The organism is Spirosoma foliorum (assembly GCF_014117325.1).
In the GTDB taxonomy this organism is placed as follows: domain Bacteria; phylum Bacteroidota; class Bacteroidia; order Cytophagales; family Spirosomataceae; genus Spirosoma; species Spirosoma foliorum.
Genome location: NZ_CP059732.1, coordinates 7,127,495 through 7,153,383, shown reverse-complemented (window position 1 = coordinate 7,153,383; position 25,889 = coordinate 7,127,495). Strand labels below are relative to the sequence as shown.

Annotated in this window: 18 protein-coding genes; 5 read left to right on the top strand and 13 right to left on the bottom strand. The window is 46.9% G+C overall.

Annotation, left to right across the window (positions count from 1 at the left end; genetic code table 11):
• Positions 1 to 31: 31 nt before the first annotated feature.
• A complete protein-coding gene (locus tag H3H32_RS30050; protein WP_182459406.1) occupies positions 32 to 463 on the bottom strand; it encodes a gamma-glutamylcyclotransferase family protein in 432 nt (143 codons plus the stop codon).
• A gap of 72 nt (positions 464 to 535) precedes the next feature.
• On the opposite strand from H3H32_RS30050, the gene H3H32_RS30045 reads away from it, so the two are divergent.
• Together H3H32_RS30045 and typA are read left to right on the top strand one after the other, a co-directional pair.
• Positions 536 to 742, top strand: a complete 207-nt coding sequence (locus tag H3H32_RS30045) for a hypothetical protein (protein ID WP_182459405.1) — start codon at positions 536 to 538, stop codon at positions 740 to 742.
• Positions 743 to 979: 237 nt separating this feature from the next.
• The gene (gene typA, locus H3H32_RS30040) at positions 980 to 2,794 is read left to right on the top strand and encodes a translational GTPase TypA (RefSeq protein ID WP_182459404.1); all 1,815 of its coding nucleotides are present in this window, start codon (positions 980 to 982) and stop codon (positions 2,792 to 2,794) included.
• 77 nt (positions 2,795 to 2,871) lie between these two features.
• Here typA and H3H32_RS30035 read toward each other — a convergent pair whose 3' ends face one another.
• The 9 genes from H3H32_RS30035 to H3H32_RS29995 all read right to left on the bottom strand — a co-directional run bounded on the left by H3H32_RS30035 (position 2,872) and on the right by H3H32_RS29995 (position 10,524).
• Positions 2,872 to 3,069, bottom strand: a complete 198-nt coding sequence (locus H3H32_RS30035; RefSeq protein ID WP_182459403.1) for a hypothetical protein — start codon at positions 3,067 to 3,069, stop codon at positions 2,872 to 2,874.
• A 301-nt stretch (positions 3,070 to 3,370) separates the two neighbouring features.
• Entirely contained in the window at positions 3,371 to 4,009 is a 639-nt protein-coding gene (locus tag H3H32_RS30030) for a hypothetical protein (RefSeq protein ID WP_182459402.1), read from the bottom strand.
• Positions 4,010 to 4,022: 13 nt separating this feature from the next.
• Positions 4,023 to 5,324 carry an LVIVD repeat-containing protein gene (locus tag H3H32_RS30025; protein WP_182459401.1) on the bottom strand — a complete coding sequence of 434 codons (1,302 nt, stop codon included), beginning with the start codon at positions 5,322 to 5,324 and terminating at the stop codon, positions 4,023 to 4,025.
• Between the two features lie 127 nt (positions 5,325 to 5,451).
• Complete coding sequence (locus H3H32_RS30020) at positions 5,452 to 5,883, bottom strand: hypothetical protein (protein WP_182459400.1); 432 nt, start codon at positions 5,881 to 5,883, stop codon at positions 5,452 to 5,454.
• Between the two features lie 2 nt (positions 5,884 to 5,885).
• Positions 5,886 to 6,332 (bottom strand): META domain-containing protein, encoded by a 447-nt coding sequence (locus H3H32_RS30015; protein WP_182459399.1) that lies wholly within the window; start codon positions 6,330 to 6,332, stop codon positions 5,886 to 5,888.
• Positions 6,329 to 7,570, bottom strand: coding sequence for a serpin family protein (locus H3H32_RS30010; protein ID WP_182459398.1), 1,242 nt, complete (start codon positions 7,568 to 7,570; stop codon positions 6,329 to 6,331). Before H3H32_RS30010 ends, H3H32_RS30015 begins: the two co-directional genes overlap by 4 nt.
• A 288-nt stretch (positions 7,571 to 7,858) precedes the next feature.
• Entirely contained in the window at positions 7,859 to 8,332 is a 474-nt protein-coding gene (locus H3H32_RS30005) for a hypothetical protein (RefSeq protein WP_182459397.1), read from the bottom strand.
• Between the two features lie 11 nt (positions 8,333 to 8,343).
• Positions 8,344 to 9,945, bottom strand: coding sequence for a hypothetical protein (locus H3H32_RS30000; protein ID WP_182459396.1), 1,602 nt, complete (start codon positions 9,943 to 9,945; stop codon positions 8,344 to 8,346).
• Between the two features lie 12 nt (positions 9,946 to 9,957).
• Positions 9,958 to 10,524, bottom strand: a complete 567-nt coding sequence (locus tag H3H32_RS29995) for an RNA polymerase sigma factor (RefSeq protein WP_182459395.1) — start codon at positions 10,522 to 10,524, stop codon at positions 9,958 to 9,960.
• 162 nt (positions 10,525 to 10,686) lie between these two features.
• Here H3H32_RS29995 and H3H32_RS29990 point away from each other — a divergent pair, with 162 nt between their 5' ends.
• Positions 10,687 to 11,544 (top strand): sugar phosphate isomerase/epimerase family protein, encoded by an 858-nt coding sequence (locus H3H32_RS29990; RefSeq protein ID WP_182459394.1) that lies wholly within the window; start codon positions 10,687 to 10,689, stop codon positions 11,542 to 11,544.
• A gap of 113 nt (positions 11,545 to 11,657) precedes the next feature.
• A complete protein-coding gene (locus H3H32_RS29985) occupies positions 11,658 to 14,750 on the top strand; it encodes a PVC-type heme-binding CxxCH protein (RefSeq protein WP_182459393.1) in 3,093 nt (1,030 codons plus the stop codon).
• 148 nt (positions 14,751 to 14,898) lie between these two features.
• Here the strand turns inward: H3H32_RS29985 and H3H32_RS29980 are convergent, their stop codons facing one another.
• Positions 14,899 to 15,483, bottom strand: coding sequence for a peptidylprolyl isomerase (locus H3H32_RS29980; protein ID WP_182459392.1), 585 nt, complete (start codon positions 15,481 to 15,483; stop codon positions 14,899 to 14,901).
• A gap of 148 nt (positions 15,484 to 15,631) precedes the next feature.
• Here H3H32_RS29980 and H3H32_RS29975 point away from each other — a divergent pair, with 148 nt between their 5' ends.
• Positions 15,632 to 22,051, top strand: coding sequence for an alpha-2-macroglobulin family protein (locus H3H32_RS29975; RefSeq protein WP_182459391.1), 6,420 nt, complete (start codon positions 15,632 to 15,634; stop codon positions 22,049 to 22,051).
• A 113-nt stretch (positions 22,052 to 22,164) separates the two neighbouring features.
• Here H3H32_RS29975 and H3H32_RS29970 read toward each other — a convergent pair whose 3' ends face one another.
• Together H3H32_RS29970 and H3H32_RS29965 are read right to left on the bottom strand one after the other, a co-directional pair.
• The gene (locus H3H32_RS29970; protein ID WP_182459390.1) at positions 22,165 to 23,430 is read right to left on the bottom strand and encodes an OmpA family protein; all 1,266 of its coding nucleotides are present in this window, start codon (positions 23,428 to 23,430) and stop codon (positions 22,165 to 22,167) included.
• A gap of 119 nt (positions 23,431 to 23,549) precedes the next feature.
• Positions 23,550 to 25,865 (bottom strand): ATP-binding protein, encoded by a 2,316-nt coding sequence (locus H3H32_RS29965; protein WP_182459389.1) that lies wholly within the window; start codon positions 25,863 to 25,865, stop codon positions 23,550 to 23,552.
• Between the last annotated feature and the right edge of the window lie 24 nt (positions 25,866 to 25,889).

The following is a 25,889-nucleotide window of genomic DNA, read 5'->3' as shown; positions in this document are numbered from 1 at the left end:
GATGCTTTTTTATGTTCTCTAAAGATCGTGATTAAGCAGGTGATTGATAAGGGTTCCCGATCAATTTCGAGTAATCGCCGGATTCAATCAGTGGCTTATCGTCTGTTGAGAGATTGTATAGATAAATCCAGCAATCAGTTAAGGTATCATTGAACGATACAGGTACAATAGCCCGGATAAATTCGGTAGGTTGTTCAAAATCCTCTCCCACGCCTTCGTAATAGTCAAGATAGGTCAGAATCGCGGATTTCTGATTGCTAATATTAAAAACAGTGCCGTGTACATAGGTGTTGCTACTCTCATCATGAATAGCTCCAGGATAGCTTCCCATATCGAAAGCTTTTCCCTTAAATATGCCTTCGCCAACATTACGACCCCGCTGTCGCAGGTATTGGGCAAAAGAATTATCGAAAGGAGGGCGAAGTGTGCCGTAAACGATCAGAAAATCAGGATTGTTAGTCATTAAATAAATATAGCTGGCAGGTTGACGAAAGTAGTTAATTTTGCCGTTAACTAGATAAAACCGGGTTCAACAATGAAAAAGACGAAAGTATTTCTGATGATAGTCGCATCGCTGATGCTGATTGATGTGCCCGTCCAAACCCTGGCATCTTCTAGTACTACTAATACGGAGGTTTCGGCTATTGGCCGTAAGCGAAAAGGCTACAAACCCCGGCGTGGTGGCTTGTTTAATACGGGCCTTTTTCGAAAGAAAAATCCTTGTGGCTGCCCAAATCATTAAGCTACCAGTAAGAAATTGTATTTATATAAGAGTCAGGCCCTTAGATGGGCCTTTTTTCGTTTTATTAGTTGTAAAAATCTGTGTTTCAGCATATTTTTTCTTACCTTTGCAGAAAAATTGCCTGAACTGGGATTCGTTCGATTATGCTAATTAGTATGATGTAGTACGGTCCGTTTTCAGCGATTTTTCAAAATCCGGGTAATCAATATAATCAGCTAAATCCGGTTCAGAAACTGTATGCAATCAATTCGCAATATAGCAATCATCGCCCACGTTGACCACGGCAAAACGACTCTGGTTGACAAAATTATTCACGCGTCAAAACTCTTTCGGGATAATCAGGAGTTCGGCGATCTGATTTTGGACAACAATGACCTGGAGCGTGAGCGGGGCATTACCATCGTATCGAAAAACGTATCGGTACGTTACAAAGATGTTAAAATCAACATCATTGATACACCAGGCCACAGTGATTTCGGTGGTGAGGTTGAGCGAGTACTGAAAATGGCCGATGGCGTTTGTCTATTGGTCGATGCTTTTGAAGGAGCTATGCCACAAACACGTTTCGTGTTGAGCAAAGCGCTGCAACTGGGCCTGAAGCCTATCGTGATTGTAAACAAAGTCGACAAAGAAAACTGTCGTCCTGATGAAGTACACGAACAGGTTTTCGACCTGATGTTCAACCTGGGTGCTACCGAAGATCAGTTGGATTTCCCAACTGTCTATGGTTCGTCGAAACAAGGTTGGATGGGACCGGATTGGAAAACACCAACCGACAACATTACCTATCTTCTTGACACGATTGTTGAGCATATTCCGGCTGCCCCAATAAATGAAGGCTTGCCACAAATGCAGGTTACATCACTCGATTATTCAGCTTTCGTAGGTCGGATTGCTATCGGGCGTGTACATCGGGGTACACTGAAAGAAGGCGCTAACATGGGCCTTGTAAAGTCGGATGGTAGCGTAAAACGGGTAAAAATCAAAGAACTTCAATCATTTGAAGGACTTGGTAAAGTTAAAGTATCCGAAGTTGCCTGTGGTGATATTTGTGCCGTAACAGGTCTGGAAGACTTCGAAATTGGGGATACACTGACGGATTATGACAATCCTGAAGCGATCACCCGGATTTCGGTAGATGAGCCAACCATGAACATGTTGTTCACGATTAACAACTCGCCATTCTTCGGAAAAGAAGGTAAGTTCGTGACATCGCGTCACCTACGTGAGCGGCTTTACAAAGAAATTGAGAAAAACCTCGCTCTGCGCGTTGAAAATACGGATAGCGAAGACCGTTTCCTTGTTTATGGTCGGGGTATTCTTCACTTGTCGGTTCTGATTGAAACGATGCGTCGGGAAGGTTACGAATTGCAGGTTGGTCAGCCACAGGTATTGTACAAAGAGGACGAGAATGGCCGTAAGTTAGAGCCTATCGAAACCCTCGTTGTAGATGTACCCGAAGAAACGGCTGGTAAGGTTATCGAATTAGCAACACAGCGTAAGGGCGAGCTGCTGATTATGGAACCAAAAGGCGATCTGCAACACCTTGAATTTGATATTCCATCACGTGGTCTGATCGGTCTTCGGTCGAACGTTCTGACGGCTACTTTCGGAGAAGCTGTTATGAGCCACCGTTTTAAAGAATATCAGGAGTACAAAGGAGCAATTCCAGAGCGGATCAACGGTTCGCTGATCTCGATGACGAGTGGTGCAGCCACGGCTTATTCGATCGATAAACTTCAGGATCGGGGATCGTTCTTTATCGAACCGGGTGATGAAATTTACACGGGTCAGGTAATTGGCGAGCACAACCGTCAGAACGACATCGTTGTTAACGTGATAACAGCGAAGCAATTGACGAACATGCGGGCCTCAGGTTCGGATAACAACGTAAAAATTGCTCCGAAAATCTCGTTCTCACTCGAAGAGAACATGGAGTACATCCAGAAAGATGAATATCTGGAAGTAACACCGAAGTCGATGCGGATTCGTAAAATCTATCTGGACGAAAACGAACGCAAACGCAACCAGAGCAAGTTTGCAATGGCTTAGTGATAAGCGTACTTAATATACAAAAAATCCCCGCTGAGCACTCAGCGGGGATTTTTTGTATTAACTAAAAGCAGAAATTAATTGCTGCTTACAAGAGAGCGATCTAAGCGAAAAGCAAATGTTGACTGCGTTTTAAGCGGAAGTGTCATTGGTTTAGCCAGAGATGTTGGATTTACCATTGGTTTCGACGTCATATATTCAGTTTGCTTGCGCGCCTGATAATATCCGGCGATGAAGAGTGTACCACCAATGACTGCTACTGTGATCTTTTTCATAACAATTGTTTCGCACCCGTAAGGTTGTATAGGGTGGATATGATTTAGTTTAAATCTGGGCCAATTTAGGGGTTAGATGAGCCACTTCTACTTACTTTTTAGTGTGCGGTCACTAGTCTCTTAACCCAACAGCAACGTTGAGACGGTGATACCTATGCTTTGGTTACAGGTACAAGACAATAATTTCTTGAATGGGACCGATGCGGTCCGAAAAAGATAGATCTCATCATACTTAACAAGGCTTCTGGAAGCGTATTCAGCAGTGAAGTTTTCATGTATTGTCGTTGTAAGTTGATTTCAATTAAAAACTAAATCCCATCCTGAAAAACAATCGGTTATAGGAGCGATCTTCTATTTGTGACAGAACCTGAACACCATCCACTGAAGCTACTTGTCTGGCTTCCTGATGTTTGTAGCCTGCACTAATCAAAAATCCGGTTCCGTTTCCTTTGTTAATCCGAAGCCCTACTCCTGGACTCCACAACCAGCCACCTTTTAGTTCACTATCGTGTGGGTTTGGACCTGCAATGGCATAACCGCTTTCAAGTGTGTAAAAAGTTGTCAGGCGTTTGGTATGACCAAAAATATCGCCCTGAATGGCCGCTGCCAGTGGTATAAAAGCGGAGTTATTATAGTAATCAACACCCAAAGCGAGCCCAGTTATAAGTTGTGGTCGCAGTGTATAACCTACAAACGTATGAATTGTTAAGCCGATTCGGTTACCAGCAGGCCGAATCGAAGAATAGTTATAGTAGTTCGGCAAATAGATATAATTGCCATAATAGTTGTAAGCGTCGGATGGATCTGGACGTACTCGCCCTGCCTGAATCCCCATCTCAACAGTTGTTCGCCAACGACTGGCCTTATCTGGCTCTTTCTGAGCCTGTACAAGGTTACTAGATAGGCTAAAAAGCACAACTAGATACGTAAATGTTTTCATGGTGCAGGAGAGATTAGTTTGCAGGACTGGCGTCAATTTTACTGAGTAATCGTAGCGCCGTAGGATTGGAATAATCATACTGGTACAAGCCATCTTTACCGATTGTCAGCAGGGTTTTCGAGAGCGGAATAACATCAAACGCGTTCACATTGGCGAACGTTTGCTGAGCTTTTAGATCAAGCGGATTCGAAGCATCAAAAACGCTCAATCCTTTATTACCCTGACACACAAACAATGTTGGATAATCGATGCCGAGTCCGTAAGGAGTGTCGAGAGGATAGGTTTTGACTACGCGAGGTGATGTCAGATTGGTAATATCAATAACATCAAGTACATCCTGGGTACCCGCTACGCCACATGTACTGGTGCCTCGCAGTGTCACATAGGCGTAGTTTTCGTGGACCACAACTGGATCGCAGGAACGAACGTGCGAAAAGACCGAAAGCTGCTTTGGTTCGGCTGGGCTGGTAGCATCGTAGATGTACATGCCTGTGGTGGTGCCAATAAACAGATTGTTACGGTACGGGAAAATCGTTTCGACGCTCCAACCTAGGGAAACTGTTTTGCCTTTTACTGGTGTCGCTGGCTGAGAGATATCGAACAATTGTAAAGACGAGCTATTAACTACATAGAGCTGGTTATTCATGATGGCAAAACGCGCCATTGATCCACCTGTTCCGGTTGTTGGCGCAGTGGGTGATTTCATTGAGTTATAAGCCACATCGGCAAAGGCGAAGGTTTCATAGTACCGACCAAACCACGCAATGGGTACCAAATAGGGGAGTACATTAAACGTGCCTTCGCAATCGGTTTTAACCGTTTCTGTCGCAATGTCTTCTCGCTGATCATAGATTTTCATGGTTTGCTTGTCGTATGACCAGGAAGTTCGCCCTACCATGCCATATACAAAGCCCGTTTCGGCCCGGCTCACTTCTTTAATAGCCGTTGGATTACTAATGTCCAGCGCTACCAGATCGATGTAGCTATCGGCGTAGAGAATATTATCACGCACGGCTATATCGACATTGCCCGGAATGGGAAGAAACGAAATGGCCCTTGGATTGGATGGATTGCTGTTGTCAAAAACGTGAATGCCTTTCTTGACTTCTACGATAAATACATACTGGTCTTTTACATACAGCTTTCCCGGATTGACAAGCGTTTGGGGCGACCCAGAAGAAATTGGCTGACGTAGATCGGAAAGGGCGAGCTGGATCGGTGTATATTTTCGATACGTTCTTGTCTGCTCGCAGTTGTCCGTGCAACTGGTCAGGTAAAATAAAGGAAGAATTAGGGCGAGTATATAAGCTTTCATAGAGATCATGGTTATTGGATAAAACAATGATTCTCTGTGAGATGAAAGCGTTGGAATCGCCTGGAAAATAAATTGCCCGGCTGTCTTGAACACGACCGGGCAATATTGATCTTACACAAAAAGGCAATTATTGTTTTTTATACGCGTAGGTCGAGCCATCGGCAATAACGGCTCCACGTGGAATGCGCTCACCTAAATAGAGCACTGTTTCAGAAAGCCGGAAATCTTGTTGTGTGGTATCTTTATCAAAATAAATGATGCCCTCAGTACTCCCACCCTTTGGGAATGAAAGCGAATAATGACTGTCTGAAATGGGCAATCCGTTACGAACCTTTCGGAAATTACCCGAGTTTGTAACACCATCGATAGTCAACGTTTCAGAATAACCGGCGTCTGCAGCGGTGACTGTTTTTTGTGATAAGCCGTAGGTAATAGTCGTTAGCATCCATTCGCCGGATAGGGGAGATGGCGGGAAAACGCAACCGCAAATGCGTTTTTCACAGCTGAAAACCAACAGAATTAAAAAAATAGTAAAGGGGAGGATTCGTACAGTTTTCATAATCAGTTCAGTTTTTTATACACCAATACGCGGGGTAAATCGCCACCATGATATAACCTTAATTCATTGGCTGTTGGTAATTCGAAGCGGGCAACCGCTTTCAGATTCTTGAAGTACTGTTGCTCAAACTGCGTTGCCGCGGGCGATCCGGCTACTTTCGTACTACCCAACTGGTCGGCCACCATCAGGCCATCAATAGCGGCAAATAAATTCAGATTGTATGTATTGATCGACGACTTACCACTGGCTTTAAATGAGGTAATATCGTGCGGAGGGTTGTCAGTATCTAAGGTGAATATGAGCGTTACGGCATACGTAGAATCGGAGTCAACAAGCTGCCAGGTTCCAATCAGCTCTGCTATTTTAGGGGCTAATTCGGGCTGAGATTTTGTACATTGACTCAGGGCCAGTGTAATAAGCAGGAGGCAGCTAATGGCTACGAATCTCATGTATTACTTGTTTTAGTTGGATCGGCAATTTTCCCGACGAAAAGAATAGTGCCCGATGCTTTTTCGTGAATGACAAAAATAAATGGGCGATTACACAGAATAGGTACAGGCGCCGACGTTACCGATATGCCTCCAGTTGTAACAGCTGCAGCTTCTGTGCCTTGCTCATCTACAGCCACAAATGTGTTCTGTTTTACAAAGCTAAGCGTAAGTCCGCCTTTCTTGTTTATTTTCGTGAAATCAGCGACATCGGTGAAGGCCGTTGGCATACCGAGCGTACTCAGTGTTTTGTTCAGATTGATCGCATAACTCATCGTGAATTTGGGCAACCCAATATCAATCATGCTCGACGTCATGGCTTGTTGTAGCTGTGTCCATTCGTCACCATTGAAGCTATTTATCAGCGCATCGGCAGTTGTGCTCTCAGCGGGTAACAGCACCGTCATGGCAAAGTTACCGGAGCCATAAGGTAGTTCAAAAGCGGTATACGTTGACCGGGAAGCATGTTTTAACGCCGTATTGAGCCGCATCATCCGCACAGTTGTTGTAGTGCCCGATACTAATTTGAACGGACTGTCAATCGTCTGCTCAGGTTTGAACTGGGTTGTCCAGTCGCCTTTGAAATACAGCGCGTTCATCAGAAACATGATATCGCTGGATTCAATTCGGTCAAGTACTTTCGGGATTTTACCGTTAGTTTTCTGGCTTGCCCAATTGTTGATTTTGCCTACTGTAGCCGCATCGTCGAAATTCTGCGCAGATACTTCTGCCTGAAACGATTGTTTCAGTAAATCCTGGAAAGAAGTTTCCACCGAAAACGTATTCCGATACCACACTGAGTTGGCCAAAGAGAGCGTAACCTTGGAATCTACACCGGGTAGATTCTCTAGTAAATTCTGGTAGGTGTTATTGGCTTCGGTGAGGGTTTGAGCATCTAATTTTAGCGTTTTCTGAATCTCCTGAGCCGTTTGGCCGTTGGCTCCGTTCATAATCATACCCAGCGCAATATGTAGACTCAGCGGAGAAATAAAGACGTTATTCGCCTGCCCTTCTTCAGCGACTACCTCCTTGGTGACATCGAACGCAAACTGTGCTGTTTGACTGGCAAAAGGTGCCGATACGCGCAAGTCGCCCGCTGTACTCGGCGGTGGGCTGACGTCGCTATGTTTACAACTAATAGTGGTTAGAAAAACACCCGCTGTAACCGTCAATAACGTTGAAAAAAGGGTCGATTTCATAGCGCTTTACATTTTTAGGGCTTTTACTCACACATCTTTTTCATAGGCTAATCAGCCCGGTAAGGGCGTCCTGTCAATAGTTATTGTCGCTTAGTACGAACCAGAAGCGCCGTAGGTGCTACCTACATGGATCAAATTAGGTCGCACCTACGGCGCTTCTGGTTAGGCTCAATCCTGTGTTTTCTATTAACAGGTCACTCCTAACGGAGTTTCAAACATGTCCCAAAGATATGTATACACTCTAGGTGAGGACACAGACCGAGGATACGGTACCAATACTAGCATAGGCTATAAACAGTCTTTGGTCGCTTCGCGCTGGCTTCGTAGAGCACTTACCAGCGACTCAAAACCAGGGATTGTTTCCCCATATGGAAAAGTAACCTTATGCTTCTGTTCGCCAAGCTGTAATTCTATGTATTCAGCTCCACCGTCGGCACAATCGGGGCAACCGATTATGGTATCTTTTTTACTAAAGGCATCCAGATTGGCGTTCGCTTTAAGACTTTGCCAGTTGGTCGCACTAATGGTTGACTGACAACTTTGAGACGTAGACTGTGCTCGGGGCTGTACGTTTTTCTGTGTTAACGTGACGCTGGTCCCATTAAAGACGTAGTCTTTTACACATTGCGTACCAATACACATTCCGAATCTTGTTCCTGTGCGGATAATCAGGTCGTCATCTACTGAAGACTGGGGCGAGAGGCTGCTTGTACAACGGCCCAAACCAACAATAAATAAGACGGCAACTACGATGGTTTTCATGATACAAGAAATCAAAAGTGATAATCAACGCCGAAACTCATGCCAGCAGAAGTCGGGTGAGTTTGCACCTGTGCCTCAGGCTGAGTCCCTAATCCCAACGAAGGCTGATAAACACCCGCCAGCGAAGCTGACCATTGCTGAGTAGGTCGATAGCGTAGGCGAGCCCCCATCGTAGCCGCCAGCGAAAGAGGACGGTAGACGCCATCCTTTGCCGTAACAACTATCTCATTGCCCACTGTGTTTCGAACGAAAATATTCGTAATCAGCCCGCCGAGTACAGCTAAGCTGAGCCGTTTGCGGGGACGAAGCTGGTAACCTACCTGAAGAGGTACCTGCATATACTGGTAATTATTCGTCAGAATCTGCTGTGTTGAACCGGCATAATTGGCCTGTTGATAGGCATTACCCGCACTATTAGTAAAAACGGGTGATGCGGCTGCCAGATCATTACCTTGGAAGCTGCTTTTCAGGGCATCTACATACAAGTTTCCCGATGTTGTATTGCGTCCGGTAAGCGCTACAAGCGAAGCTGCTGATGCCTGAGCCGGTGTTTCAACGGTTGAACGTCCAGATAAGTAGCCAATCCCGGATTCTAACGACCAGCGTTCGCTTAACTGAACGCCAGCACCAGCCTGGTAAGCGACCGAAAAATTAGCCCGACTACTAATCGATGAGCCAGTTGTTGTGTTTTTTGACGCATTCAGATTGGCATAATTCGCATTCGCAATGGAAGTCGTTTGCACAGCTACCATCGGGTTGAATGAACCGGGCATAACAGTAGCCGACGCCCAGACATCGTGATTTTTCTGCTTCGACTTGAAGGTTTCTGGCGTTAGCGCCATCTCTGTAGGACGGTGCCAGACAATACGATGAATCTGACCGATGTCACGAAAGCGCAATGATTTTCCAGAAAGAGGTTCAAAGCGGGCTAATTCCGATGAATTCGACGGTTCTATTGTTGTTGTTACTGTTCGGGCCGCAAAAGAATTAACAGACATGGACCCGCCAGTACCCGACGACAGCGACCCATTTTCGATACCTGGCGGTATTGATGAACTTTTAGTCCCCATCACAAGGCTAGCTCCCACCGCCATGCGTTGACTACTAATCGCTTGGTCTTTTGTATCCGTGTTAGCCTTGATCTGAGCCAGCACACGACTGGTCTGTTCGCCAATTGGCAATGCAGTTAACGAAGCATCTGACCCTACTCTCGCCGAAGAGAATCCTGATTTCGTAGCAGAAGTAACTTCAGGCGAAGACTGAGCCAGTGATTCGTCAGCATTTGTGCTTTTAGGCGTAAGCGTTTTCTTGGTTACCCGTTCGCTTGATTCACTATGCTGGGCAATTGTAGTAGGTTGGTTGCTACCTACCTGAGCAGAACCAGCCCACCACCCAATTAGTAGTAATGTTACCGCAGCAGCCACGCCCATTCCCCAGGCAGCTGGTCGCGACGAAATCAGCCCCAATCCCCAGAGTGGTAGTATCTTCGTGTCGTTAGACTCATCTAACCGACGTTCGATAGAATCCCAAACCCGGAGAGGAGGTGTCTCGGCGGCTTCATCGAATGCCTTCCGCCAGAAATCGTCCGGTCTATTTTTATCTAATTCGTCCATCTTCGTTATTCTTCACGAGTGTCCTTCGGCAGGATACCCATCTGCAAATCGTTTATCAGCTTGTAGTTTTTGTTGCAGTAGATTTCTGGCGCGGGCATATTGTGATTTAGATGTTCCTTCGGCAATGTCGAGTAACTCGGCAATTTCGGGATGGTTATAACCTTCAATTGCGTATAAGTTAAACACGGTGCGGCAACCGGGAGGAAGTTCCTGAATCAGTTGAAGCAAATATTTATAATTCAGCGCAGGCAAACTTTCGTCGGCCTGGGGTAGCACTGGGGCCAATTCCTGCACATCGCTGGTATGTTCCCAGGGCTTTTGTTTTCGCAAAAACTTCAACGCCGTATTGATCACGATCCGTTTTAGCCAGGCTTCCAGCGGACATTCGAACCGGAAGGAGTCGATGTGCTGATAAACCTTTATAAACGAATCCTGTAATACATCTTCAGCTTCGTCAGGATCTTTGATGTATCGTTTGCAAACGACAAAGAGCTTCCCGGCAAACCGCTCATAGAGCTGTCGCTGCACAATCCGGTCCTGCCGTCGGCATCCTTCGACTAATTGGTATTCATCCTGCATAGCAACGTTGACAACCCTATGACCGTACTCACTACCAAACAGTTGGAAGCGCGCATAAAAAAAACTATTTTCTTATTACAATTATATACGTTCTACGATAATTAATGCTTGATGTTTTATAGATACGTACCTTTGGTAAACTCCCTTAGCGAATAAGAATGTATGAAGCGTCGTAATGCATTGCGTTACTCATTGGGTATCGGTTTGTCTACCTTACTGTATCCAGGCATGACTTACCCAGTTTTAACTAAAAGTCGGTTCAAAATTGGTGCCTGCGATTGGTCAATTGGTCCGGCGGGCGATATAAATTCATTTAAAGTGGCTAAGCAAATTGGGCTGGATGGTGTACAGCTTAGCTTAAACACAAAAGCCGACCACGAACATCTACGGCGTCCCGAAACGCAGCGCGCTTTCAACTATGCGGCCAAACAGGCAGGCGTTGCCATTGGCGGTTTGGCTATCGGTTTGCTGAATGAAATACCTTATAAATCAGATCCCCGGACGGAGCAATGGGTGCAGGATAGCGTAGACGTGGCTCATTCGTTGGGCGTAAAAAACGTGTTGCTGGCTTTTTTTAGCAATAATGATCTGCGTAACGATCCAAAAGGAACCCAGGTTGTGATTGATCGGTTGAAAGCGGTTGCCCCCAAAGCCGAAAAGGCGGGCGTTGTTCTGGGTATCGAATCCTGGCTATCGGCGGCCGAACATATGGCTATTCTGGATGCCGTGGGTTCGCCAGCAATCCAGGTTTATTACGATGTCTGTAATTCTTCTGTAATGGGTTATCCTATTTTTGACGGAATTCGTACACTTGGTAAAAACCATATCTGCGAAATCCACCTAAAAGAAAACGAGCATTTGCTTGGTCAGGGAATTGTGGATTTGTCGAAGGTTAGGCAAGTGATAGATGAAATTGGCTATACCGGCTGGCTGCAAATTGAAGGAGCTGTTCCGAAGGGTAAGCCGATGCTGGAAAGTTATATTGATAATAATAAGACGGTTAGAACTCTGTTTAGTTGATTTTTATTGTTTCAAGTTTAAGGTTTCATGTTCCAGGTTGGCTGACGCCAAATCATTCTAGCCCCCAACCTGGAACATGAAACGTTAAACTTGGAACCTGAAGTAAGTAACGAATGAAAACAATCTTTTCGCTGAATCCTTTCGCGCTCACTACAGTCGGTTTTTTGTATCTGGCGGGGCAAACGTTCCAATCAAATTCACAACTGAATCTGTCTTCAGATTTCGAGCAAAATCCGCACCGACACATTGCGACGGTGGCCGATTCAAACACACTTTATCTCCCCAACGATCTTGAAGCGACGCTCTGGGCTGAAGCCCCCATGTTTTACAACCCGACCAATATGGACATCGATGCCCGAGGTCGGGTTTGGATCACGGAAGCCGTTAACTATCGAAAATTCAATAATAAGCCCGAAAGCCGACTGAATCACCCAGAAGGGGAGCGTATCGTAATTCTGGAAGATACCAATGGCGATGGCAAAGCCGATGATAGCAAAGTCTTTGTAACCGACCCTGATCTGGTGTCGCCTATGGGAATTGCGGTCATTGGTAATCGAGTTGTCGTTTCGGCCTCACCCAATCTCATTATCTATACCGATGAGAACGGCGACGATAAAGCCGATAAAAAGGAAATTATGCTGACGGGTTTCGGAGGAGTAGATCACGATCACTCGCTCCATGCAGTCGTTGCCGGACCCGACGGGAAGTATTATTTCAATACTGGAAATGCTGGCCCACACGTAGTTACTGATACCGAAGGCTGGACATTGCGTTCAGGCAGTTTGTACGTAGGCGGGACGCCTTACAATAAACAGAACCGGGGTAACCAGGTTAGCGACGATGGCCGGGTCTGGACGGGCGGAATGGCCTTGCGTGTCAATCCAGATGGCTCGGGCCTGAAAGTAATGGCGCACAATTTTCGGAACAACTACGAAACCGCGCTGGATTCATACGGCAACATGTGGCAAAATGATAACGACGACCAGGTGGTTGCCTGCCGCACAAGCTGGTTAATGGAAGGTGCCAATGCGGGCTATTTCAGTAGCGATGGTACCCGCTACTGGCAGGGCGATCAACGGCCCGGTCAGACGGTTCCAACCGCCCACTGGCACCAGGAAGATCCGGGTGTTATGCCTTCCGGTGACATTACAGGTGCGGGTTCGCCTACGGGGATGGTCATGTACGAAGGTGACGAACTCGGGCCACAATATCGGGGTATGCTGCTCAGTGCCGAGGCTGGACGTAATGTGATTTTTGGCTACAAGCCAGAGCCGATGGGGGCGGGTTATCGGCTTCCGCGCACCGATTTCATCAGCTCGTTTCCCGAAGTTGATCCGAACTACAAATGGGATGCCGTCGAAAATGATACGCGTAAATGGTTCAGGCCGAGCGATGTTGCGGTTGGTACAGATGGTGCTATTTACATTGCCGATTGGTACGACCCAATTGTAGGAGGTCACCAAATGCAGGATCACAAAGGCTACGGGCGGATTTATCGCATAACGCCTAAAGGCAAGAACCTAAAAGCGCCGAAAATTGATCTTCGAACAACCCAGGGCCAGATTGCGGCACTTCTGAATCCGGCCGTTAACGTGCGAATGCTAGGCTTTGAAGCCTTGCGCGAACAGGGCGAAAAGGTCATTGAGCCCGTTATGGCCTTGCTTTCCTCTCCCAATCAGTTTTATCGAGCAAGAGCGATTTTTCTGCTGGCTCAGCTCGGTGCCGAAGGGCAATTTGAAGTAGAACGACTCTTAAAAGCGGTTGATGCACCTGTCCGTGTTGCGGCACTTCGGGCCTTGCGCAGTATAACGCCCGAAAACTCTAAATCCATTCAGGCGTTGACGGCTTCTCAAAAGGCGTTGTTGCCACTGTTGGGGAATCTGGCAACGGATCGCAGTCCTGCAGTGCGTCGGGAAGTGGCGATTGCCTTACGTGATGTTCCTTATGACGAATGCCGGTTTATGCTGATGAATTTAGTGAAAGGTTACGACGGTCAGGATCGGTGGTATCTGGATGCACTGGGGAAAGCGGCAGATGGGAAGGAGGAAGCTTTGTTCTTCAACCTTCGCCAAACCATGCCCGAAAATCCAGTCGATTGGGATCAGAAAACGGCAAATCTCGTTTGGGAGTTACATCCACCATCGGCTGTGACTATGCTAAAAAAACGAGCTGAGGCTTCGTCCCTGACAGCTGACGCCCGAAAGCAGGCGATTGTTACGGTAGGTTTTATTAAAAGCGAAGCAGCTGCTAAGGCAATGGCTGAGCTGTCGAAATCAGCCGATAAAGAGGTGGCTGAACAAGCGTTGTACTGGCTGAATTTCCGACGCGGTAACGACTGGGCCAAATTCCTGAATTGGGACGAAGTGATGCCAACCAAGGTGTCGGACGAGGAACAGAAGATGCTAACCAATCGGCAGGTGCTCTTGGACGAATACAAGACCGATGCCGAAAAACGGAGAGTCGCCCTGGAAATGGCCCGTGACGCTGAAGGTGGCAAAATCTTGGTTGGGCTGGCCGCCGATAAAAAGCTCTCGGATAAATTAATAAAGGCGGTTGCGCCAACGATTATGAAAAATTCCGATCAGACCGTTCGGACAATGGCGAAAGAATATTTCTTGCCCAAACCTGAAGTGGTCGTAGCAAAAGAGTCTACTGCTGTTGAACCTGCTCCCTTGCAGGCTGCGCCTTCAACCCCAACGTCAGTTCCGACTCCGACTCCAGCTGCTACCCCTACGGCTCCTGTTGTGCTGGCAACTGCCAGTAGTTCCGACCCCGCCATTGCTCAGGTTGCTATGCTAACGGGCGATGGGCAAAATGGCCTAACGATTTTCAAAGCCAACTGTGCTACCTGCCATCGGCACGGTGAATTCGGAGCCGACGTTGGCCCAGAACTGACGCAGATTCATCAGAAATTCGATAAAAACGGCTTGTTGGATGCCATCATTCACCCGAATGCAGGTATTGCTTTCGGCTACGAACCCTGGCTAATCACGACGAAAAAGGGGAATACCTATTACGGTTTTTTAGTCAGCGACAACGAGCAGGCCGTTGTTATCAGAGGCATAAAAGGACCCAAACACACGATTCCTGCCGATGCTATTTTCTCCCGCAAACAATATAAAACCAGCCTCATGCCTGACCCAACAGCAATGGGTTTATCGAATCAGCAACTGGCTGATTTAACGGCGTTTTTGTTGAAACAGTAAAGCATAGAAGTTTGCTGTGGTGTCGGTTACTAATAACCGACACTTTTAGGTTTCTCAAAACCTACTGTTCGCACCGTTAGGTTTTGAGAAACCTAAAATGTCAGATGTGAGCATCTGACATCACGGAGTCATGGAATGATTTGTTGAACTACTCTTTAATCACATACCCCAGCTTTTTCAATTCAGTCGCGCTGAGGTTAAGGACGTTCACATCCAGCTTAATGGGTGATAAGGGTGTATCAGTAGAATCGGTTTTAACGGCAACAATCGCATCGACTACCTCCATACCTTTAAACACCTGCCCAAATACGGTGAATTTATCGTCGAGCCGATGTTCACCTTTTTTGTTTTGCACGATATAAAATTGACAGCCCGCCGAGAGCATTTGCGGGTTATTATCACGTCCGGCACCGACTGCTCCATAGATGTGCCGGATAGTTGGTCTGAATTCTGGTTTCAGTAGATAAGGCGAATCGGCAAAACCTGCTGGCGTATCAGGGCAGCCACCCTGCGCAACGAAATTAGTAATAACTCGATTGAAGGTGAGCGTGTCCCAATAGTTCTGATTCGCCAGCTTCATAAAACTCGCCTTGTGATTGGGCGTTTCGTCATACAGCCAGAAAAGTATCTCGCCTTTATTCGTTTTAATCTGCCCGATTGGATACGTTTTTTCGGGCTTTGGTGAATTGGATAAGGCAAAAAGGTAAGCGATGAAGAGTAAGACGTTTGGCATAAGATTGAAGTTGGCTAATAGGTAAGGCTTAAATATACTGCATGAACACGATTAAACCCTTTCCACTAAACCAGAGTCATAGTGACAAACGTTGTGAAAAAACAGCACGCTGGTCATCTATCCCAACGATTGCTTCTCAATATCAATTATGCACCAGTTCCTGACACTTTTTATAGCCCTATTTACCTTGGCCGCACCAGAACAACCTAAGCCACAATCCGACTATGCCCGAGACTGGCGACGCGCTGACTCGTTGGCGTCCAGAGGATTGCCAAAATCGGCGATGGAAATTGCCACCCGAATTTATGCCGAGGCTAAAGAACAAAAGAATTACCCGCAGGTAGCTAAGGCCGCAATGGCCCGGATGATTTTTCGGAGCTATTCAGATGAAGATGCCTATGTGAAATTGGTCGAATCGCTGAAAGATGATATACGGGAGACGCCCGAACCTGCAAAGTCGGTGTTACAATCGGTGATGGCGGATATTTACTGGCAATATTTTCAGCAAAATCGCTACAAATTTTATAATCGCGCCACGGTAAGCCGGGGCGCAGTAGGAAAGACGGTTACACCATCTAACGCTGATAATCAGGCAACGTCGTCGGATACGCTGACAGATTTCAGAACCTGGGATGCCCATCATTTAATGGAAGCGATTACAGCGGCTTACCTGGCCTCTGTTCAGGAGAAAACTATTCTGCAAAATACGCCCATTGCCGCTTTCGATGTGCTGCTTGATAAAGGCGATGCCGATACGCGTCCGCTTCGCCCAACGCTTTATGATTTGCTGGCGCACCGGGCGATTGGTTTCTTTCAGAATACGGAGCCAGACTTATTGAAACCAACGTTTAAATTCGAATTAGATCAGCCCGATTATCTGGCAGAGCCAGCCGTATTTACAAAACTGCCGATTCAAAGTCGCGACTCGCTATCGGGCCGTTATCAGGCCTTATTACTCTATCAACAATTACTGGCTTTTCATCTTTCTGATAACCAGCCAGATGCGCTGGCAGATGCCGATGTTTTGCGATTGTCATTTGTGCATCAGTACAGTGTTGTTCCAAACAAGGATTCACTTTACCGTAAAATCCTTGAAGGTCAGATTACCCGATTCAAAAACCAGCCAACCGAAGCCGTTTATGCGTACCAACTGGCTGAGTTTTTGACAAATTATGGTAATCCTGTTCGTCCGCTAGACGATAGTGATGAACCGACATCGGAGCCTGCTAAACCTAATCCGTCGCGCTGGAATAATAAGCAAGCTGCTGATATCTGCCGGGACTTAATTAAACGCTATCCGAAAACTTTTGCCTCCCAGAAAGCCGCCCAACTTCTGGAGCAGCTGCTACAGGCCACTTTTTCGATTCAGATTGAGGGTGTTAATGCGCCAAAGCAACCGTTTCGTGCCTTTGTGACATACCAGAATGTACCGAAAATTTTGTATCGGATTGTGTCAGTAACCACTTCCGAAAGGCAGACTGATCTCAATCTGTTAGGAAATGATGAAGAAAAACGGAAGAAAGTACTCAATAAGTGGCTAAAGCGCGCGAAAGTCGCTGAAAACACGGTTGTACTTCCCGATGATGGTGACTTGCAAAGTCATTCGGTCGAAATTCCACTGACGGGTTTGCCCATCGGTCATTACCTGTTGCTGACGACAGCCGATGATAAATTTCAGGATAAGCCCGAATCGGTTCAATATGATTACTTCACCGTATCGACGTTGAGTTATTTCCTCTCACCAGATAACATGGATGATTCGTCACAAGCGCTGTTTGTCATGAATCGACTGACGGGTGAACCGATAAAAAATGCGTCGGTTGCATTGATGACGTCTAATGAAAACGTTTCGTCAGGAAGAAAAGGATCGTTTGTAACGAGTATAGATGGCGAGGCTAAAATACCGTTTATCCAGTTGCCCACGCAGAACCGGTTTTATTATCAGATTGCCGTTGGAGCCGACACATTGATCAGTGATCAACACTATCATTATCAATACAATCGCGATCGCGACGGAGAGGAATCGAGAACGTATACTAAGCTATTTACGGATCGGGCAATTTATCGACCGGGCCAATTGATCTACGTAAAAGGGTTGTTGTATAATGGCAAATCAAATCAATTCGGTGTTGTGGCCAATGAAGAGGTCGAGGTTGAATTCCGCGATCAAAATGGCGAAAGGATAGCTGAACAAACCCTCAAAACAAACGAATTTGGCACGTTCGAGGCCACGTTTACCGCACCAGTAGGACGGCTTACGGGTGTAATGACCCTTAAAACCGATAACGGGAGTACGACTGTCCGGGTTGAAGAATACAAACGGCCAACCTTTGAGGTTAAGACGAAGCCTATTCTACAGTCGTTCAAATTAGGCCAAACCGTTAAGGTTACGGCGGAGGCAAAAACCTATTCGGGAGCAGTTGTTGATAAGGCCGACGTTCGGTATCGGGTTGTCCGTAAGCTTTATGAGCGGTGGTACTGGTGGTACAGACCCCGTTCATCTAACCAGACCGAAATTGCTAACGGGACGGCCCAGACTGATGAGCGCGGGAACGTTAAAATCGCCTTTACGGCTTTGCCTGATCTCGAAAAATCACGTCAGGGAAATCCAATTTTTGATTTCGAAGTGACCATTGACGTAACCGACCGCGCTGGCGAAACACGAAGTACCACACAAACGCTTCGGATCGGGTATTCGGCGTTACAGGCTGAGTTGATAATTCCAGCACAGATTGAAAAGGACGAACCGTCGACGTTCCCGATAAAAATTACGAACCAATCGGGCGAGAAGGTGTCTGCCAAAGGTCAGTTGACGGTTTATAAACTACAGCCGCCAACTCGCCCGCTTCGCAATCGGTTATGGAGTCGTCCCGATCGTCAGTTTCTGAGTCAGGCCGAGTTTGAGAAATTATTCCCGAACGATCTGTACGCCAACGAAACCGACCCACGCTCGTGGCCGAAAGGAGCGGTTGTTCAACAGCAAACTATTATATCGCCAGCCGATTCTGTTTTTAAACCAGAGTTGGCTAAGTACGCTGCCGGAGAATACGTAGCTGAACTAACCGTTACAGATTCCGCTGGTGCCACCACACGCGATCAGGCATTTTTCGTGCTCGTCGATGAAAAACGACCTATCGCTTCGGCTCGTCCCGACGGATGGCTTCAGGTCCGGAAAGCCACTGCTGAACCTGGAGAAAACGCCATTTTCTGGGTAGGCAATAGTCAGCCGGGTTGGGTACTGATGACAGTAGAGGAAAATCACGCTGTTGCGCGGCAGGAATGGATCAAAACCGACGGTCAACCCAAGAAAGTAACGCTTCCCGTAACTGAAAAACAACGGGGTGGTTTTGCCGTACATTTTGCCATGGTTCAAAACGGTCGACTGTATCAGAAATCACAAATCATTACAGTACCGTTTACCAATAAACAGCTTACGATTGAAACGCAGACCTTTCGGAATAAGCTCAAACCCGGTGAGCGTGAAGAGTGGACGCTAAAAATTAGCGGGCTAAATAAAGCACCGGCCGAAATGGTTGCTACACTGTATGATGCCTCGTTAGATATCTTCGACCGACTCGACTGGCCAACATCGGTCTACCAAACCTATTCACTGTATTGGGGAGATTGGGAATCCTATAGCTTTAATGCGTCGGGAAGTAACGTGCTTTTCTATCGATATCGCCAGCAAGCGCCCACGCCAGTAAAACGATATGACCAGTTAAGCTGGCTGGGTTATCGCTTCTCCGTTTATGGAAACAGACCATTTCAACATGCACCAATAGGAACATTTGGATTGGCTGATAATGCACTCCGGGCCTCGGTTCGTCGAGATGGTAAAACCATTAAGGGTACCATAAAAAGCACCGATGGTTCAGAAACTCCGGGGGTAAGTATTCTGGTAAAAGGCACCAAAGTGGGTACTACTACAAATAGTAAAGGTGAGTTTTCCTTGACGGTTGATTCGGATAGTAAACCGGTTACGTTGATTTTTTCTTACATTGGTTATGTTACTCAGGAAGTAGTTATCAACAAGAGCAAGACATTTCAATTGCCGCCCGATACACAACAATTGAACGAGGTCGTTGTTGTGGGCTATGGCATGCAGGCTAAACGATCGGTAACAGGTGCTGTTGCGAGGATGGCGGCTCCTATGCAGGATGGAATGGCTAATCTACAAGGCAAGGTAGCTGGGGTTGCTGTCACGGAGTCGACTCCCAAACCGGTTCCTTCGCCAGTTATCAACCCACGTACGAATTTCAACGAAACAGCTTTCTTTTTACCCCAACTCAAAACTGATGATCGGGGGCGGGTTGTGTTGAAATTCACGATGCCCGAAGCTCTCACGCGCTGGCGGTTGCTGGCCTTTGCCCACACGAAAGACCTGAAAACAGGTACGCTGGAGCGCGAAATTATTACACAGAAAGAGTTGATGATTACGGCCAACTCGCCCCGATTCCTGCGCGAAGGCGATACCATTCGGGTAACTGCCCGCATCAACAACCTGAGCGAGAAAGCCCTACCCGTAACAGCAAGTCTTACACTGTTAGATGCCCTTACTGGTGAGCCTGTCAATCAGAAATTGAAGCTTACCAATACGCAAACGATGGTTAATGTGGCTGCTGGACAAGGACAATCCGTAGGCTGGACGTTGATCGTGCCCGCTAACCTGGATGCCGTAACCTGCCGCTTTACCGCCCAATCGGGTACGTTTACGGATGGCGAAGAATTTACGGTGCCCGTGCTGCCTAATCGGATGCTTGTGATAGACTCACAGCCATTTTGGGTGAATGGCCGTGAGACGAAGGAGTTTAAACTAAAACCACTTACAGGCCTCAATCCAGAGTTACCCGTACAGCATGAGCGATTGACGGTAGAGGTAACAAGCAACCCGAGCTGGTACGCACTACAATCCTTGCCGTATTTAATGGAGTACCGCTACGAATGCGCCGAGCAATTATTCAGTCGGTTGTATGCCAATAGTTTAGCAACGCACATTGTGGGTAGTAAGCCTGTGTTTAAACAAGTGATTGCTGAGTGGCAGAAGAACCCGCCTAAAAGTCCACTGGAAAAAAATGAAGAGCTGAGAGCCGTATCGCTGGAAAACTCGCCCTGGTTGGTTAGTGCCCGGTCTGAAAGTGATCGGCAGGCGAAACTAGGCCAGCTTCTGGATGCTAACCGGATGGAGAGCGAACAATTGAGGGCGTTTGAGAAATTGAAGCAACTACAAACGGCCGGGGGCGGCTTTCGCTGGTTTGGGGGCATGTCGCCGGATTTTTCGATGACGCTACACATTCTGAGTGGATTTGGCCATTTACAGAAATTAGGTGTCCAGTTTCCCAAGGCGATGCAGTCGGAGTTAAACGATATGCAAACCAACGCCATTCACTACGCTGATGCCGAAATGAAACGCTGGATTGATGAAGAGAAGAAGGCAGAGAAACAAAAGAAAAATACCGGAATCGGTTCCTGGTATTTTTCGGCAACGCAATACCTGTATGCCCGTAGCTTTTATCTGGATAAGCCTGTAGATAAAACCTTGCTGGCCTACGTAAAAAAACGTGTAGCGGACGACTGGCTAAATCAGAGTTTGCAGGGAGAGGCCCTGGCGGCAATGGCATTAAATCGCTTTGGCGATACAAAAACGGCGAACGGTATTGTAAACTCAATGCGCGAACGTTCGCGAAAATCTGAAGAGCTGGGTATGTACTGGCCGGATAACCAAAGTGGACTGTACTGGTATCAGACCCCCATTGAAACACAGGCATACCTAATCGAAGCTTTTGGTGAGATCAACCCGGTTTTAACTGAAGTAGACGATATGAAACGCTGGCTGCTTCGTCAGAAGCAAACGCAATCTTGGTCATCGACCAAAGCAACGACCGAGGCCATATACGCCTTACTGCTTCGGGGAAGCGACTGGTTGGGTACGGGCGTTACAACGCAGGTTAGCCTGGGTGGACAACCAATCGAAAATCGTGTTACAAAGGCCGATGCAATCACGGGATATGAAAAGGTGACCTATGCCGCTTCTGAAATCAAGCCAGCAATGGGCGTCATTCAAATTAGTAAAAAAGCAGATGGTCCGGCCTGGGGTGCTTTATACTGGCAGCATTTCGAACCGCTAGACAAGGTCATGCCGGGAAGTGCAGGCTTATCGGTTCAGAAAACGCTCTATGTGCAACACGATTCGCCGAGTGGCCCAATTATCTCGCCAGTTACTGCGAAAACGAGTCTTAAGCCCGGCGATCTGATCAAAGTTCGATTGATTCTGAAGACCGACCGAACAATGCAATACGTTCACCTGAAAGATAGTCGCGCGTCGGGTTTTGAGCCCGTAGCGGCTTTGTCAGGCTACAAATACCAGAATGGGCTAGGTTATTATGAAGCGCCCCGGGACGCGAGTACTGATTTCTTTATGAGTTATTTGCCTGTTGGAACGCACGTTTTTGAGTATGATCTGCGCGTTGCACAAACCGGCGATTTCTCGGCAGGTGTTGCTACCGTGCAATGCTTTTACGCACCAGAATTCTCGGCCCATTCGGCGGGCGGACGGGTTAGTGTGAAGTAGCATTGATCAAACCCGTTGCCGCCAGAAGTAGTTTACGGAAATTCATGAGAAGAGATTGGGATTAAGGTTATTGAATAGACCTATAAGGTTTCAAAAACCTTATAGGTCTATTATTAGAGTTTGACAAACTCAACTCGACGGTTCTGGGCTTTGCCATCAAAGGTGGTATTGTCAGCGATAGGTTTGGCTTTGCCGTAGCCTTTTGCGGTTAGTCGGCCTGCATCAACGCCCATCGTTACCAGTTGAGTTTTAACGGCTTCGGCGCGTTTTTGAGAGAGGGTGAGGTTGCTGGCATCGGAGCCATCAGCGTCGGTATAACCGCCCACTTCAAACTTCGATCCCGCGTTTTCGCTCAAAAACTTATAAATGGCGTTAATCTCGCCCATGCTTTCGGGCTTGATAATGGCTTTACCATAATCGAAGTTGATACCGTGCGAGATGTATTTGCCTTCTCCGAATTTCTCACCAATCAGGTTTGCGCCACCACCTTCGGCAATGCGGAGGTTTTTGAACATGAGCGGCTCTTCCTGTGTAGCAATACCACCAAAAATAATACGGCTGGGTACCGCCGTATTTTGGGGCACTGTTAATACTCTAAACTGATCGATATACATTTTGATACTACGACCTTTCAGGATGAAGGCAACATGGTGCCAGCGATCATTAAAGTTTGCATACTTTATTTCTTCGGGCATACTGCCTGCCAGTGTTCTGGATTCATCATTAACCATATACGTGGCCGATGCTCCATCACGATCTGCCTGACACTTAATTACCTCCCGACCTTCGGCATCTTCGAACCAAAATTGTAGTCCGTAAGCACCTGGTGTTTGGTAATAGTCATACTCAATCGTGAACTCCTTTGGTAAATAAGCCTTTTCTTTCATCAACGGGGTAACTTTCCCATAGTTACCATCGGTAATTTTCATGACCAGCCCATCACCAACTTTATTAAGAATTGCCTGTCCGCCTAACAAATCCCAGTGTTCAGCAAATTCGCCGTCCTGATCGGTATGGAAGTCGTCTTCAAAGATGATCTTATTACCAGGAACAAAGTCGTAGTTCGCATACGATCGCATGCTTACGGTTTTAGCAGCAGCAGAGGCTGGCGTTGCAGACCCATTGCCGGAGGATGTGGATGTCTGGGCTGCCTGGTCGTCGGGGTTGGTGGTTGGGGCCTGGGCGTTTCCGCTCGTTTTCTTCCCGCCATTTTTTACTCCCTCTTCAACTTTATCCAAGCCTTTATTAATGCCCTGATCGATTTTTTGGTTAGCTCGATTGGTAGCGGCATTAGCGGCTCGATCAAGAATGTTGCCAAACTGAGCGAAGGCTGGACTGACAAATAACGTAGCGATTAACAGTGTTATTAAGGTTTTCATTGTCGTTAAAAAATGACAGAGTTGACAGACACAAACATACTCTATGGGTTCAGCCAGCGCTAAACGCCCATGTAACATTGTTTTGCTGGTATGTAACAGCCAATAAAAATAGCTCTGTTTCAGTCGGTTCGGCTGGCTAATTGAGTGATCGGTTCATAATCACTTGGCAATACACCAAACTGTTCCTTAAAGCTTTTTGAGAAATACGATAAGCTCTCAAAACCAACGGTAAAGGCGATTTCGGAGACTGTTGCTGAGCGGGCTGCCAGCAAGTCGGCGGCTCGTTGCAGGCGAACATGGCGCACAAATTCCGTTGCCGATTGGTTTGTCAGCGATTTCAGCTTTCGGTGAAGCTGCATCCGGCTCAGGTTTAATTCATCGGCGAATTGCTCGGCCGAAAATGAACTCTCGCCCAAATGATGTTCGATGATGCGAATCGCGTTTTGCAGAAAAATTTCTTCGGCCGACGAAACCTGAACATTGGTTGGTTTCAGGTATAACTCCTGGCTAAATCGTTCGCGGAGCTTTTGGCGTTGTGTTAGCAGATTCTCGACCCGAATCCGCAATTCGGCTGGGTTAAAAGGTTTGGCTAGATAATCATCGGCACCTCCGCTGAAACCCTCGATTCGGTTTTCGGTCGTGGCTTTGGCCGTGAGCATTATAACCGGAATGTGATCAGTGGTAGGCTGCGCTTTTAAGGTCTGACAAAACACGACGCCGTTCATTATGGGCATCATCCAATCGCAAATGACAATGTCGGGAATCGTATCTGTCGCTTGTTTTAAGCCATCCTGACCATCCATGGCTTCAATAACGCGGTAGGTTGGGGCCATTATCTGATGGATATATTGCCGCACATCGGCGTTATCGTCGATGATAAGCAATAGCGGTAATTCAGTACGATTTTCGTCATTAACTTCAACGGCGACTTTTGACGGCTGTATCGCAGCGTCAAAATCCGGGAGGTTGCTATGCACAGTTTTTTCGTCAGTAGTAGGCTCTGTAGAGCTATTGATCGAATCAGCCCAGGTTTCAGCATCGACGGGTAGCGTTACGGTAAACGTTGTTCCCTGGGCTACCCGACTTTCAATGGTTATCGAACCTTTCAAAACCATTACCAACTCACGTACCAGGGCTAGCCCGATGCCGGTTCCGGCTATATTGCTGGAGGGTGTGTTGGCTACCTGATGAAATCGCTCAAAAATTCGGGCCTGTTGATCGGCAGGGATACCAATTCCCGTATCCTGAATCCGAATCAATGCTTGTTTGTCAGGAGATGCAGCTAACTGGACGAGAACTACACCACCCGACGGAGTAAATTTTAGCGCGTTTGCCAACAGGTTAGTAATGATTTTCTCAACCTTATCCCAATCAAAATAGGCCGAATCAAATGAATTGGTTTCGGAAATGAACGACAATTGGATTGTCTGGCTATCGGCCATTGATGAAAAGGAACCCGTGAGCAATCGAAGCCATTCGGTGAGATTGCCCGGTTTTATATCGGGTCGCAACTGCCCAGCATCTAGCTTACTCAGATCAAGCAACTGATTAACTAAAGCCAATAATCTCGACGCATTTCGATGCATGAGTTGATAGGCAGAATACGTCGGATTGTTTTGTAATAAATCCGTTAACGGCCCCAAAATCAGCGTAAGTGGTGTACGGAACTCATGAGAAATATTGGTGAAAAACTGCGTTTTGAGTTGGGCCAATTCTCGTTGCTCCCGTTCTCGAACGACTTCCTGCTCAATAGTAATTTTCTGAATTTCAGTTTGTTGGTTCTTGTAGCTTAGTCCCAGCGAAAAGCAAAGCAGTTCGAGTAAAATACCAATGTTGAGAAAAAATAAGGGGCTGATTAATTGTTCATCACTCTCGTCAAGCATGGTAAAGGAAAGAACCATTGACGCGAGCCCGAAAAGGAGCAACAGCGCAGAGCCCGTCACAAAGTAATAAACCAACTGATTCCGCTGCTTCCAGGCTTGGGTTATGCCATATACCGATACAATAGCGACCCCCAATCGCATGACTGTATGCACCCATTCGTGAGCCGCCGAATTTGTCCAGTCATTGAAAAACAGGCAACTAATTAATTCCGCAGCAACGTACGTTAGCAGCACGTATTCCATCCAGCGAAACAGCCAGAATATACGGGGGAGCAATCGGCGCAGGTCTAAAAACGCATCGGCGAAGCGGTAATAAAAAACATAGGCCAGCATCGGGAAACCGATCCTGCCAAACGGATAAATCACCGATTCGACGCGTGTATCGCCGAATGTCCAGACTACTTTGAAAAAAAAGTAGATGATCCAGCAAAAAGCATAAGCAGCATAATAACGATAAGCACGATCGCCCGTCATGAGAGCCTGCGCTCCAATGTACAGCGTCATCATACCAACTCCGCCCAGAAAAACTAGTATAAACTCTTCGTAAGACATGCGGATTACTAACACCGTACCTAT